The sequence below is a fragment of the Pseudomonas syringae genome, assembly GCF_023278085.1.
In the GTDB taxonomy this organism is placed as follows: domain Bacteria; phylum Pseudomonadota; class Gammaproteobacteria; order Pseudomonadales; family Pseudomonadaceae; genus Aquipseudomonas; species Aquipseudomonas syringae_Q.
Genome location: NZ_CP066265.1, coordinates 4,989,771 through 5,003,028, shown reverse-complemented (window position 1 = coordinate 5,003,028; position 13,258 = coordinate 4,989,771). Strand labels below are relative to the sequence as shown.

The following is a 13,258-nucleotide window of genomic DNA, read 5'->3' as shown; positions in this document are numbered from 1 at the left end:
GCGGTCCTTTGATTCTCGTTCCCACGCTCTGCGTGGTAATACCGTTCTGGACGCTCTGCGTCCGCTCTTGATTCTGCGGTGCCTGAGCGTCAGGCTCTGAAAGCAGCGCCCGCATGCCGCTCCGGCAAACGATCCGTACCCTCCGGAAACAGTTTTTTGCGCAGGCTGCCGTCTTCGTAAGAGGTCTTGTACGACCCACGGCGTTGCAGCTCCGGGATCACCAGATCGATAAAGTCCTCATAACTTTCCGGCGTGACGATGCGAGTCAGGTTGAAGCCGTCCAGACCGGTTTCCTCGATCCAGGATTCCAGCTCATCAGCGACCTGTTCAGCGGAGCCGATCAACGTGATGTAGCGGCCACCGAGTGCGTGCTGATCAAGCAGTTTCCGGCGCGTCCAGTCGTTGTTTTTCAGGTTTTTGGTCGCCGATTGAATGGCGTTGTTTTTCACGTACTGAATGGGTTCGTCCAGTTCGTACTCGGCGAAATCGATACCGGTGGATGCCGCAAAGTGCGCCACGCCCGCTTCGGCGCTGGCATGGCGGCGGTATTCGGCGTGTTTCTCGCGAGCCAGCGCTTCTGTGGTCGCGACAATCACGTTGAGGCCCATGAACACCTTGATGTCATCCGCGTTGCGCCCGGCCTGCACTGCGCTGGCGCGAACCTTGTCCACCTGCTCGCGGGTTGCTGCCTTGTTCTGCCCGCTGATGAATACGCACTCGGCGTTCTGTCCGGCAAACTGCAGGCCGCGCTCTGAACTGCCAGCCTGAAACAGTACCGGCGTGCGTTGCGGCGACGGTTCGCAGAGGTGATAACCCTCGACCTGATAGAACTCGCCCTTGTGCCGGACCTTGTGGACTTTGCCCGGCTGGGCGTAAACGCGCTGCTCGCGGTCGTTGATCACGGCATCGTTTTCCCAGCTGCCTTCCCAGAGCTTGTACAGCACCTCCAGGTATTCATCGGCCTGATCGTAACGGCGATCGTGTTCGTTCTGCTCACTCAGGCCCATGGCCCGCGCCGCGCTGTCGAGATAACCGGTGACAATGTTCCAGCCCACCCGGCCACGGCTCAGATGGTCGAGCGTCGACATGCGCCGGGCGAACAGATAAGGCGCGTCATAGGTCAGGTTGGCGGTCAGACCGAACCCCAGGTGCCGGGTCACACCGGCCATGGCGGAAACCAGCAGCAGCGGATCATTGACCGGCAACTGGATCGCTTCTTTGAGGGTGACGTCCAGCGAGTTCTGATAGACGTCATACACGCCCACGATGTCGGCAATGAACAGGCCGTCGAACAGCCCGCGTTCCAGCAGTTTCGCCAGGTCAGTCCAGTATTCCAGGCTGTTGAATTGCGTCGAGGTGTCACGCGGGTGGGTCCACAGACCATGATTGATATGGCCGATGCAGTTCATGTTGAACGCATTGAGCAGGATCTTTTTGCGCGCCATCAGATTGTCCCCCGCAACGGAGGATGGGTGTCATTCAGGTAGTAATTGCCGATGGCGTGAAACTTCCAGCGCACCGGGTCGTGCAGCGTGTGCACGCGAGCATTGCGCCAGTGACGATCGAGTCCGTGTTCAGCGAGGGTGGCCTGGCTGCCCGCCAGTTCGAACAGCGTGCTGCCCGCTGCCAGAGAGATTTCTGTACTGATGGCGCGGGCTTCGGCAACGGCGATGGAGGCCGCAGCCACATTATCGGCGCTGCTGTCGGCCTGGGCGACGTCGAGAAACTCACCGGCGCGTTCCAGCAGCGCTTCGGCAGCGTGCAGGCGAATACCGAGCCTGCCGAAGCTGTGCAGCGTCAGCGGGTCATCCACGGCTTTCTCGATGCCTGAATCGATCCATGGCCGGGTGCGGGTGCGGACGAAGATCAGACCGTCCTCAAACGCTGCGCGGGCGATGCCGGTGTCGATGGCCGCATGGAGAATCTGCGCGAGCGGGCCCACGGTGGTCGGGCGCTCGAAAGCGCTCTGGAACGGCACCACCTCTTCAGCGCTGACGTATACGTTGTCGAAGACCACCGAGCCGCTGCCAGTGGTGCGCTGGCCGAAGCCGCTCCAGTCATCGATAACCTCCAGCCCTTCGCTGTCGTGCGGCACGAACACCAGTTGCTGCACGCCAGCGTCGTCAATTACCGACGTAGGAATGCGCTGTGCGTACAGCGCGCCGGTCGCATAGAACTTGCGGCCGTTGATGCGATAACCGTCACCGTCCCGTGTCAGGCGAGTGGTGCGGTCGTGCGCGGTTTTGGTCCCCAGTTCAGCCAGCGCGTTACCGAAGCGCCGACCGGCGAGCGCTTCGGCATACAGCCGCGCCTGCTGCTGCGGGCTGCCGTTCACGCGCAGCACTTCAAGGGCGTAAAAATGGTTTTGCGGAATTTGCCCCAGCGAGCCGTCGGCTTCTGAAATCAGCTGGATAACCCTGGCCAGCGTTACGTTTGAAACACCTGCGCCGCCAAAGGCTTTGGGCACGCTGATGCCCCATAAACCGGATTGGCTGAACAGGTCGAGTTCGGCATGAGGCAGGCGGCGCTCGCGGTCGCGCAGGGCGCTTTCGGCCTTGAAATGCAGCGCCAGCTCGCTCGCCACATGCAGGGCCTGAGCATCACTGGTAATCAGCGCTGCGTGGTCGCGCGCGTGTGGGTTGAAACTCATGAAAAGTGTGCTCCAGTGGTCTGGTTCAGATCCAGGAATGGCGAGCGGGCAGGGTGCCGTTCAAATGCCAGGTGCCGACCGCGTGGTATTTCCAGCGCACCGGGTCATGCAAGGTGTGGACGCGGGCGTTACGCCAGTGGCGGTCGAGGTTGAACTCGGCCAGGGTCGCGCGGCTGCCTGCCAGTTCGAACAGCTTTTCGCTGGCCAGCAGGGATATTTCGGTGGTCAACACCTTGGCGCGCGCCACAGCGATTGACGCGCGGGCTGCAGATTGTTCGTCAATGGGTGCCGCGTTTATCTCGTCCAGCTCCTGACCCGCTTTTCGCAACAGGGCTTCGGCAGCGTGCAGTTCGAGCTTCAGCTTGCCGATGTCGGCGATCACATACAGGTCGTCGCTGGCGCGCTCGACGTTGGCATCAATCCACGGCCGGGATTTCTCGCGAACGAAGGCAATCGCATCATCGATGGCGCCGCGTGCAATGCCCGCATCGATCGCCGCCTGAATCAGTTGCGACACAGCGCCCTGAATGTTCGGCGTCAGCGCCAGGCGCCAGTTATCCACTACCTGCCCGGCGTCCACAGGCACGTTGTCGAGCAATACGGTGCCGCTCGCGGTGGTGCGCTGCCCGAAGCCTGACCAGTCGTCGACAATGCGCAGCCCCGGTGTGCCGCGTTTGACGAAAGCCATGATCTGCCGGCCCTGGTCATCCAGTGCCTTGACCGCAACCCAGTGCGCAAACAGTGCGCCGGTGGAGTAGAACTTCTGGCCGTTGATGATCAGGCGGTCGCCGTCGGCGGTGATTCGCGCCTTGAGTTCCAGGGTATTTCTGGTGCCGCGTTCAGGTCCGGCATTGCCGATCCGCCAGCCGTCCAGCACGCTTTGGAACAACGTTCGTTTCTGCTGCTCGGTGGCACTGCTTTGCAACAGGTGCAGAATGCCGAACTGGTTTTGCGGGATCTGGCCCAGCGCCGGGTCGGCAGCGGAGATGATCCTGAAGACGTCTGCCACCGTGACGAATGACACCTGGGGGCCGCCATAGGCACGCGGGATGGAAATACTGCCCAGACCGCTACGGGTGAAGTGTTCGATTTCAGCCCATGGCAACGCACGTTGCTGATCACGATTGGCGGCGTTGAGCCGCGCTGCTGCTGCCAGTTGATGTGCGGCTGCAATGGCCTCGGCATCGTTTTGCAACACCGTGGCCGGTAACAGTCGGGGAGCAACGTCTGGCTCTTGTGAAGCCGTGACGGTGTGGGCCGTTACGTTAGCGGGGTCAGACTCGCGTCGCTCACCGGCAATCGATGCAGCCCTGGGCTTATCCACAGGGGTGGTTGTGAAAGGGACCATCGGAACCTCGTAGAAATAGACCGCAGTGAATGCGGCTGGGAAAATCACGATGTCCGGTGGTCCGGTGTATATACCCTAAGCGTGTATCAACGTTTTTAAAACGTGCTTTTTGGAATAAGCATAGACGGCATTCACCCTCCGTCGATTCAGCGCCTGGTTTTACGTAACGGATGTATTCAGAAGCTCGCGTCGCCCAGCGGCTGGATTCTTATTTCCCGTGGGGGCGCCCACAGCGAGTTGTTTCCGACCCGATCGATAATGCAGTAAGTCGCTTCCAGTTGCTGTTCGCCGCCGCCTTCCATGATCAGTGCCGGGGGTATGACCAGATCGACAGGCTCACCCACGTCTTCGGCAGTCAGCGGCGGCAGGTCCATGCGCACATCACCCCAGCGCACAGTGATCTCGTCATGGGCGGCCATGTTCAGGTAGGGCTCGATAGCCATTGGCAAACCTCCATCCAGATGCCTTCGGGACAATCCGCAGCGTACTACCGAAGGCGCTACGTGCAGCGGTGCCAGGCCCTGATTTTCTTCTGTATTGACGCTGACCAGTCCGCCGCCAGGTGCATTCAACTTGACCCATAGTTTGCGGCATGGCGAGGTCACAGGTATCCCGCCAATCTTCATGATCCGATAGTAAGTTCGCGCCTTACCATTTTGAAGAAAGCTTTCTGGCACGCGTAGGACAATAGCGTTGCGGATGTCGGATGCCGTTAATATTTTTGACGCCACGTAACAGCCGTCCCAGAAGAGTTCAATAAGGTCGCCTTCGTCCATATCGCGGTACGGCTCGATATGAACCATGAGGTTGGATGCGTTACGTACGCCAATGCCATGCCGGCTAGCCTGCGGTATGGAAGGGGGCAGCAGTTCAGATGAGGCGCTTTTGCAGGTTTTTTGACTCATGTCCAGGTGCTCCTGATAATCAATAGTTCAAGTAAAGAATCGTAATAAGTTGCCATGTTAAATAAAATAAAGCCCGATTAAGGCATCGAGATAAGTACCTTAAATGTCCAAGTCATGGCAAACATTACAAACTGTTAGAGTTTTAATCTTGAAGTTTTAGCGGTGTGTAAAATGAGTAGTTAGAGTGAGCTAATGTGCTTTGCGTACGCTTGTCAATGTACAAGGTCGGCTTAATGTCGGTTTACTGAAAAAACGGATACTTCCTACACATTATATTTAGAACTGTTTACCCACAGACAAACTGCTGTCCTACTACAAAGCGTCATGAGTGACGAGCCTTCGCTTACAGCGGAAAGGCCGGAACAGGCTACAATCCGGCGGGTGTGTCAACTTCCGGGCACGGGTCATCCGCACGTCATGGCACCCATGCCGTCGATGAGTTTTCTGAAAATTTCGTAGGAATTCAGCAAGGATCCTGAACGATCAAACCTTTCTGAAGCGTAAGAAAAAAGCAGCGCCGATGAATCGGGGCTGCTTTTTGTGAGGGGAATGCGGGATCAGGTTCGAGTGCGTTCCAGAAACTGCCGGGTACGTTCTTCCTGTGGATTGGCAAACAGGGCTTTGGCTTCGCCTTGTTCCACGATCACACCTTTGTCGATAAAGATCACCCGGTTGGCGACCTCTCGAGCAAAGCTCATCTCGTGGGTGACGATCACCAGCGTGCGGTTTTCTTCTGCCAGCGCGCGGATGGTGGTCAACACTTCGCCGACCAGTTCCGGGTCCAGCGCCGAGGTGGGTTCGTCGAACAGAATGACTTGCGGCTCCATCGCCAGCGCCCGGGCAATCGCCACACGCTGCTGCTGCCCGCCGGAAAGGCGACGCGGATAGGCGTCTTCTTTGCCGGTCAGGCCGACCTTGGCCAGTAACTGCCGACCCAGCGCCTCTGCGGCTTCGCGAGCGACTTTCTTGACCACCAGCGGGCCTTCGATCACGTTCTCCAGCGCAGTGCGATGCGGAAACAGGTTGAAATTCTGAAACACGAACCCGACCTGCTGCCGCAACTGACGAATCAGGCCTTGCTGCTGATTGATCGATCGCGTGCCGTCGATCTCGATGTCTCCCACCTTGATCCTGCCGCTGGTGGGTGTTTCCAGCAGGTTCAGGCAGCGCAACAAGGTGGTCTTGCCCGAGCCGCTGGGGCCGATGATGGCGACGACTTCGCCGGCCTCAATGCGCAGATCGATGCCCTTGAGCACCTGATTGCCTTTGAATTCCTTGGTGAGTTTTTCAACCACGATCATGCGTCAGGACTCCAGATCATGCCGGTTGACCCTCGCTTCGAGCCTGTTTTGCAGGTACGAAAGCGCAGTGGCAAGGATCCAGTAGATCAGTGCGGCGGCCAGGTACATGGTGAAAATTTCGAAGGTGCGTGCGGTGATCAACTGCGCCTGGCGGAACAGCTCGGGCACCTGGATGGTGGCTGCCAGCGCGGTATCCTTGACCAGCGAAATGAAGCTGTTGCCCAGCGGTGGCAACGCGGTGCGGGCTGCCTGCGGGAGGATCGCCCGGCGCATGGTCTGCCAGCGGGTCATACCGATGCTGGCGGCCGCTTCCCACTGGCCGCGCTCGATGGAACCTATGGCGGCGCGGAGGATTTCGCAGGCGTAAGCGGCCATGTTCAGCGAAAAGCCGATCAATGCTGCGGTCAGCGGATCAAGCTCGATGCCCAGTTCCGGCAGGCCGTAATAGATCAGGAACAGCTGCACCAGCAACGGCGTGCCGCGAAAGAACGACACGTAGATCCGCGCCAGCCAGTTCACTGGCTTGAAACGCGACAGCCGCATCAGCGCCAGGCCGAAGCCCAGCACCAACCCGAAGAACATACCGCCCAGGCTGAGGAATACCGTGTAATACGCGCCCTTGAGCAGAAAGGGCGCAGAGTCCAGCGCGAGCTGCAGGCTCTCTTCGATCATTTGGTGACGTCAGCGTTGAAGTACTTCTTCGACAGCTTTTCCAGCGTGCCATCGGCTCGCAGCTTGTCGAGGGCCTGGTTGATTGCTGACTGCAGTTCCGGCTCACCTTTGCGCAAGGCAATGCCGGACTCCTGACGGGAGAACGCATCGCCAGCGGGCGCCAGCTTGCCTTTGGTCTTGGCTGCGATTTCCAGAGCTGCCAGTCGGTCAACGAGGATCGCGTCGATACGGCCTACGCTCAGGTCCTGGATTTTGGTGGGATCATCTTCGTAAGTTCTGACGACCGCACCCGGTACGTTTGCCTTGAGCCATTGCTCGTAGTTAGTGCCCAGACCCACGCCGACTTTCTTGCCAGTCAGGTCCTGAGCCGTCTTGATGGTGTCTGCGTTTTTCTTCAGCGCCAGTGCCTGAATACCGGAAACGGTGTAGGGCTCGGAGAAGTCATACTTTTTCTTGCGCTCGTCAGAGATCGTGACCTGGTTGATCACCACGTCGAGTCGCTTGGAGTCCAGTGCCGCCAGAATGCCGTCCCACTTGGACGGTTGCACCTTGGCTCTCACGCCCAGCTCCTTGGCCAGCGCTTCAGAGAGCTCGACTTCAAAGCCGGTCAGCTTGCCGCTTTCGTCCACGAAGCTGAACGGCGGATAAGTGCCCTCGAGGCCCACGTTCAGTGTGCCGCTATCCTTGATTTTCTGCAGTTGCTCGCCAGCCATGGCTTGTCCAGCAATACCGGAACCGAGCATCAAACCCAGTGCCGAGAAGAGAAACGTGCGACGAATAGCGGAAATGTTCATGCGAGCCCCTGTTGGTATGGAGGTGTCTGATCATTTCTGACCGGACCGAAGCGACTTGGTGCTGACTGATCAGCTTTTTTTTCAAGCAGTTACGGCAATTGACGCACGCTGCCGGGCGCGACTATATCGCCATCTGCTTATGAAGAAAAATAACTAAAAAAGCAATTTTTGCCCGACTTTGGCATAACAGAACGGTCAGTGACTGAATGCGTCCGGGTAGGCAAACAGTGCAGGCGCGCCACCGGTGTGCAGGAAAATCAACGGACCGTCATTGAAGCGCTGACGCCCGATGCCATCCAGCAAGCCGGACATGGCTTTGCCCGTGTAAACCGGGTCGAGCAACAGGCCTTCATGGCTCGCCACCAGTTTTATCGCAGACAGCGTGCCGGCGTTCGGCTCGCCATAGCGTGGGGCGAAATATTCGTCCCACAACTCGACTTTGAAGCTCTCCGGCAGCGCAACGTTCAACAGTTCTGCGGTGCGCTCGGCCAGGCCTTGCACCTTGGGCAACTGGGCTTCTTCACTGCGCGACACCGTTACGCCGACGACCGGCAGTTGCGGCAGTTCATGGGCCAGCGCCAACGCCAGCCCGCTGTGCGTGCCAGCGCTGCCGGACGCCAGAACGACGGCAGCGAAATCGATGCCGGTCTGCTTGATCTGCTCGGCCAGTTCCAGCCCGGCGCGCACGTAGCCCAAGGCGCCGATCGGGCTGGAGCCACCAATCGGTACCAGATAAGGAGTTTTGCCACTGGAGCGCAGACGTGCAGCGAGTGCGTGCAGTTGCTCGTCGGCGTTGTCGAGGTTTTCGACCAGCTCTACCCGGGCATCGAACAGCTCCAGCAGCAGGCGGTTGCCGTTGTGCAGGTAGTTGGGGTCTTCGGTGCCGATGGGGTTTTCCAGCAGCGCCACGCAACCCATGCCCAGCCGCGCAGCCAGCGCAGCGGTCTGGCGCACATGGTTGGACTGGATCGCACCGGCAGTAATCAGTGTGTCGGCACCCTGGGCCAGCGCGTCGGCGGCCAGGTATTCAAGCTTGCGGACCTTGTTGCCGCCCAGCGCCAGAGTCGTGGTGTCATCGCGCTTGATGTAGATATCGCGGTCTGCCCAGGCCGACAGGCGTTCGAGTTTCTCCAGAGCCGTCGGCGCGCTGATCAGGTCCAGGCGATTGAAGCGAGCGAGCTGATGTTTGATCATGGTGATAAATAGGCCGTGTAAAGAGTCACCGGACTATAGGCAGACGTTTCCTGCACGGCAACTTCTCTGTGTGTATAACCTGATCAGCCTGCTCCTACATAAATTGTTGTTCTTTGCGCTTGAATGTTTGCCGTAGAGTGAGGACATCAACGGCCGTCACTGTCGGTCGACACCCTTTGTATCAAGGAGAGATCAGCGTGAGCGATATTCCAGAAGCCTCCGCCGACGGCCGTTCCAGCCATTGGCAGTTGCAGCGGATCGTCAGCCAGTTGCGCGCCGCGCGTGAAGACTGGCGGGCGCGCAACCGGCGCGTCAGTGGTGAGCACGGCGGGCGCGAGCTGCCATCGCGTGCTGCCATGGGCGATATTCTCGAGGCTCTGAGCGGCGCGCTGTTTCCGATGCGGCTGGGGCCGGTAGACCTTCGCGAAGAGAGCGAGGACTTTTATGTCGGCCACACTCTGGATGTAGCACTCAACGCGCTGCTGGCCCAGGCCCGGCTTGAATTGCGCTATGTGGCCCACCAGCAGGGTGCGGACCTCAAGGGCATCGACGCACAGGCGCTTGAGCTGATTCAGGATTTCGCCACCGCATTGCCGGGCATTCGTCTGTTGCTGGACAGCGACGTACTGGCCGCCTACCACGGCGATCCGGCGGCGCGCAGTGTCGATGAAGTGCTGCTCTGCTACCCAGGCATTCTGGCGGTGATCCATCATCGTCTGGCGCACCACCTGTATCGGGCCGGTTTACCGCTGCTGGCGCGCATCAGCTCGGAAATTGCCCACTCGGCGACCGGCATCGATATTCACCCCGGCGCGCAGATCGGCAAGAGCTTCTTTATCGACCACGGGACGGGCGTGGTGATTGGCGAGACGGCGATCATCGGCGAGCGAGTGCGTATCTATCAGGCCGTGACGCTTGGCGCCAAGCGTTTCCCCTCGGACGAGGACGGTCAGTTGCAGAAGGGTCATGCACGGCATCCGATCGTCGAAGACGACGTGGTGATCTATGCCGGAGCGACCATTCTGGGCCGCATCACCATTGGCAAGGGCTCGACCATCGGCGGGAATGTCTGGCTGACGCGCAGCGTACCGGCAGATTGCAACCTGACTCAGGCCAACCTTTTGCAGCAGGACCACTGCTCCAAAAAGTGATATCGGCCTGCGTCAGATTACTTTCACCGCCCGCCCGATGAACTGAATCGGGCCGGTCGGTTTGCCGATTGGCGAGCCGGTGGATTTTTCCAGGGTCAGCTCGAACAACTGATTGGCTTGTAGCGGTGGCAGTTTGTCCAGCGGGATATTGAGGCTTTGCCCCGGTTTGACCAGGCCGAGCGAAACCGGACCTTGCCAGTCGTCACCCTTGGTCCAGAACTCCAGCGCCTTGTCTGCCGGCACTTCAACCACGCTCAGCGGAATAAGCTGCAGTTCCTGCGAATTGCTGGCCTGCACCACCCAGCCCGGCGACTTGTCCTGCGGCCCGACCAGCACCACCAGGTAGGCAGGCTGCGCAGGTGCGCGGGTCAGCAAGGTCATGCCCAGCACCAGCGATGCGGCCAGTCCGGCCCCGGCCAGCCCACGCCAGACCGACAGATTGTCCCACCAGCGCACGCGCTGCCGTTGTGCCGGTTTAGCGGGCGCGGTCATCTCCAGCAGGTTGCGTTCGATGCGCTCCCACAGGCCGGGCGATGGCGTGACCGGTTCGGCCAGTTCGGTCAGGGGCAACAGGCGCTGCTCCCAGGCGTCGATGGCGGCCTGCAAGTCGGGCTCGCGGGACAGGCGACGCTGTACGTCGAGCCGTTCCTGCGCCGACAGGGTGCCGAGTACATACTCGCCCGCCAGCTCATGAATGTTGTCGTCTAAAGGCCGGTTCATCCCATGCACTCCCGCAAAGCCGTCAGGCTGCGCTTGATCCAGGCTTTGACCGTACCCAATGGCGCGCCGATTTTCTGCGCGATTTCCTGATGCGAATAACCGTCCACGTAAGCGTGAAAAACGCAGTTTCGTCTTACCGGTTCCAGTTGCTCCATGCATGCAGTAATCCGTCCTGGATTGACCCGCCAATCGAAGGCATCCCCGACTTCCTGCCAGCCTTCCAGCGTCGCCTGCTCGTGATGATCTTCGTTGTCATCATCGTCGACACGCACTTCGCGGGCCGTGTTGCGCAACGTGTTGAGCGCCAGGTGCCGGGTCACGCTGAAGATCCAGCCACGTGCCGAGCCGCGTGAGGCGTCGAAGCTGGCCGCGTGGGTCCAGATCTTCAGGAAGGCGTCGTGCACGATGTCCTCGGCCAATGCGCTGTCACGCACCAGGCGCTGGGCAACGCCAAGCAACCGCGCGCTTTCCTGTTGATAAAGACGTTGCAGGGCCTGCTTCTCACCGCGAGCGCAGGCCTGCAACGTAGCTTCATAATCAAAGAGAGATTCGTGCGAAGACAAGATGATCCGCCATCAATGGAAGACTGCTGCCTCGCTGATATCACGAGGCTCCCGCGCAGCAGCATAGCTCACTGCTTGCGCGGTCACCTGCTTAATGGTGGCGATCAGCTCGCGGTCCAGAACAGGTAGTCAGCCTGATACTTGACCACTTCTTTGGCGCCCTTGTTGCTTTCTGCGCAGGCTTTGGCCGGGGCCACGCCGCCTTTCAGGGCTACACGCTGAATGTACGTCACGCCGGTCATCGCACCCTTGCCTTCAGCCGGGTTGGCCTTGACCAGTTGATAAGGCAGGTTGCCAGCGCTCGAAGGGGCCACGGCAACCTGAGTGCCGGTCAGCTTGGAGCCGTCTTTGGCTTCCCAAGTGGCAGGCGGACCGTAGTAGGTGCCGACCTGTTTGCCGCTCTTGTCATTGAGCACGGCTTTGGGGCCGACGAACGCCCATTCCATTTCATTGGGCATGTTGGCTTTGGCGCGGCACTCGTAGGTGATCTCGCCCACTCCGGTGGTCTGCATGCTGACCTTGTTACCGGCCGGCACACGGACGCTTTCGGGAAGGTCGGTCTGAGCCATGGCAACGGACGACAGGCAAGTGAAAGCCAGGGTAGTACCAGCAAGGCAGAGCAAGCGTTTTGCGTTCATGCAGAAATCTCCAGATAGTTAGACCGCGCTCAGCAACTCGAAGTGGCTGCTGACTGTACTACCCGCGAGGAACCGATCTGGATGCAGTGATTTGAAAATATTTTTTCAGCGCCGACTGAAACGGCTGCGCAGCAGCATAATTCCGCCAATGGCTGCCAGGCCCGAGCCGATCAGTACGCCGACCTTCACCTCGTCGATCAGGTGTTGCGCGCCGGGGAACGCCAGGTTGCCGATGAACAGGCTCATGGTGAAACCGATGCCGCACAGGATCGCCACGCCGTACAGCTGCACCCAGTTGCTGCCTTCCGGCAAGGTCGCCAGCCCGGCACGAATCGCCAGAACGGCGGCGAGGAAGACGCCGATCTGCTTGCCGACGAACAGCCCCAGCGCCACACCCAGCGGCACCGGATCGACCAGGTTGCCCAAGGTAATGCCGGACAGCGACACGCCCGCATTGGCAAAGCCGAAGATCGGCACCACCGCGAAGGCCACCCAGTAATGCATCTTTTCTTCGAGAAACAGCAGCGGCGAGCGGGCTTCCTCTTCGGGCTTGCCCAGCGGGATGCACAACGCCAATGCAACACCGGCCAGCGTCGCGTGGACGCCGGACTGCAGGACGAAGAACCACAGCAGTGCGCCGAGCAGCAGATACGGCAGCAGGCGGCGCACGTTCAGACGGTTCAGCGCGATCAACACGGCCAGGGTCGCGAATGCGGCAGCGAGCATCGGCAGGTTCAGACCGGAGCTGTAGAAGAACGCGATGATGGTCACGGCGCCCAGATCGTCGAGGATCGCCAGCGCGGCCAGGAAGACCTTCAGCGAGGTCGGCACCCGATTGCCCAACAGCGACAGCACGCCGAGGGCGAAGGCGATGTCGGTGGCCGCCGGGATCGCCCAGCCACTGATCGTCTGCGGATTGCCCCAATTGATCGCGATGTAGATCAGCGCCGGCACCAGCATGCCGCCCGCCGCAGCAAAGCCGGGCAGGGCACGCTGACCCCAGGTTGCCAGGCCACCGGCCAGCACTTCGCGCTTGATCTCCAGGCCGACCATCAGGAAGAAGATCGCCATCAGCCCGTCGTTGATCCACAGCTCGACCGACAGACCCAGCCAGACGCTGTGCAGAATCGAGAAGTAACCGGCAGAAAGCGGTGAGTTGGCGACGATCAACGCGGCCAGCGCCGCCGCCATCAGGATGATGCCGCCCGCTGATTCAGAGGCGAGAAAGCTGGCGAGAATGGCGATAGCGCGAGGCGTTTCCCGGTGTGGAACTTGAGTCATGGTCGTCCTTGAAACGGAAAGCTGTTTTTGTTGTGGTGCCA

Annotated in this window: 13 protein-coding genes; 1 reads left to right on the top strand and 12 read right to left on the bottom strand. The window is 60.0% G+C overall.

The annotated features are described in order from the left end of the window. Positions 1 to 89 precede the first annotated feature (89 nt). From I9H07_RS22185 to I9H07_RS22150, 8 genes are all read right to left on the bottom strand, one after another. Positions 90 to 1,445, bottom strand: coding sequence for an LLM class flavin-dependent oxidoreductase (locus tag I9H07_RS22185; protein WP_236423687.1), 1,356 nt, complete (start codon positions 1,443 to 1,445; stop codon positions 90 to 92). Continuing rightward, positions 1,445 to 2,650, bottom strand: a complete 1,206-nt coding sequence (locus I9H07_RS22180; RefSeq protein ID WP_236423686.1) for an SfnB family sulfur acquisition oxidoreductase — start codon at positions 2,648 to 2,650, stop codon at positions 1,445 to 1,447. Before I9H07_RS22180 ends, I9H07_RS22185 begins: the two co-directional genes overlap by 1 nt. Before the next feature lie 25 nt (positions 2,651 to 2,675). Continuing rightward, positions 2,676 to 3,998, bottom strand: coding sequence for an SfnB family sulfur acquisition oxidoreductase (locus I9H07_RS22175; RefSeq protein ID WP_268946421.1), 1,323 nt, complete (start codon positions 3,996 to 3,998; stop codon positions 2,676 to 2,678). 176 nt (positions 3,999 to 4,174) lie between these two features. Then, positions 4,175 to 4,903 carry a hypothetical protein gene (locus tag I9H07_RS22170; RefSeq protein ID WP_024675463.1) on the bottom strand — a complete coding sequence of 243 codons (729 nt, stop codon included), beginning with the start codon at positions 4,901 to 4,903 and terminating at the stop codon, positions 4,175 to 4,177. Between the two features lie 557 nt (positions 4,904 to 5,460). Further along, positions 5,461 to 6,204 carry an L-cystine ABC transporter ATP-binding protein TcyN gene (gene tcyN / locus I9H07_RS22165; RefSeq protein ID WP_024675464.1) on the bottom strand — a complete coding sequence of 248 codons (744 nt, stop codon included), beginning with the start codon at positions 6,202 to 6,204 and terminating at the stop codon, positions 5,461 to 5,463. A 3-nt stretch (positions 6,205 to 6,207) separates the two neighbouring features. Then, a complete protein-coding gene (gene tcyL / locus I9H07_RS22160) occupies positions 6,208 to 6,876 on the bottom strand; it encodes a cystine ABC transporter permease (RefSeq protein ID WP_024644992.1) in 669 nt (222 codons plus the stop codon). After that, a complete protein-coding gene (tcyJ, locus tag I9H07_RS22155; protein ID WP_236423684.1) occupies positions 6,873 to 7,670 on the bottom strand; it encodes a cystine ABC transporter substrate-binding protein in 798 nt (265 codons plus the stop codon). Before tcyJ ends, tcyL begins: the two co-directional genes overlap by 4 nt. Before the next feature lie 195 nt (positions 7,671 to 7,865). Beyond that, positions 7,866 to 8,864, bottom strand: a complete 999-nt coding sequence (locus tag I9H07_RS22150; RefSeq protein WP_024675466.1) for a D-cysteine desulfhydrase — start codon at positions 8,862 to 8,864, stop codon at positions 7,866 to 7,868. Between the two features lie 197 nt (positions 8,865 to 9,061). Here I9H07_RS22150 and epsC point away from each other — a divergent pair, with 197 nt between their 5' ends. Beyond that, on the top strand, positions 9,062 to 10,015 hold the full coding sequence (epsC, locus tag I9H07_RS22145) for a serine O-acetyltransferase EpsC (protein WP_024675467.1): 954 nt from the start codon (positions 9,062 to 9,064) through the stop codon (positions 10,013 to 10,015). Between the two features lie 12 nt (positions 10,016 to 10,027). Here the strand turns inward: epsC and I9H07_RS22140 are convergent, their stop codons facing one another. From I9H07_RS22140 to nhaA, 4 genes are all read right to left on the bottom strand, one after another. Further along, on the bottom strand, positions 10,028 to 10,735 hold the full coding sequence (locus tag I9H07_RS22140; RefSeq protein ID WP_236423682.1) for an anti-sigma factor: 708 nt from the start codon (positions 10,733 to 10,735) through the stop codon (positions 10,028 to 10,030). Further along, positions 10,732 to 11,298 (bottom strand): sigma-70 family RNA polymerase sigma factor, encoded by a 567-nt coding sequence (locus I9H07_RS22135; RefSeq protein ID WP_058390725.1) that lies wholly within the window; start codon positions 11,296 to 11,298, stop codon positions 10,732 to 10,734. Before I9H07_RS22135 ends, I9H07_RS22140 begins: the two co-directional genes overlap by 4 nt. Before the next feature lie 104 nt (positions 11,299 to 11,402). After that, positions 11,403 to 11,936, bottom strand: coding sequence for a DUF3455 domain-containing protein (locus I9H07_RS22130; RefSeq protein WP_024675470.1), 534 nt, complete (start codon positions 11,934 to 11,936; stop codon positions 11,403 to 11,405). Positions 11,937 to 12,041: 105 nt separating this feature from the next. Continuing rightward, a complete protein-coding gene (gene nhaA / locus I9H07_RS22125; protein ID WP_236423680.1) occupies positions 12,042 to 13,217 on the bottom strand; it encodes a Na+/H+ antiporter NhaA in 1,176 nt (391 codons plus the stop codon). Positions 13,218 to 13,258: the final 41 nt, after the last annotated feature.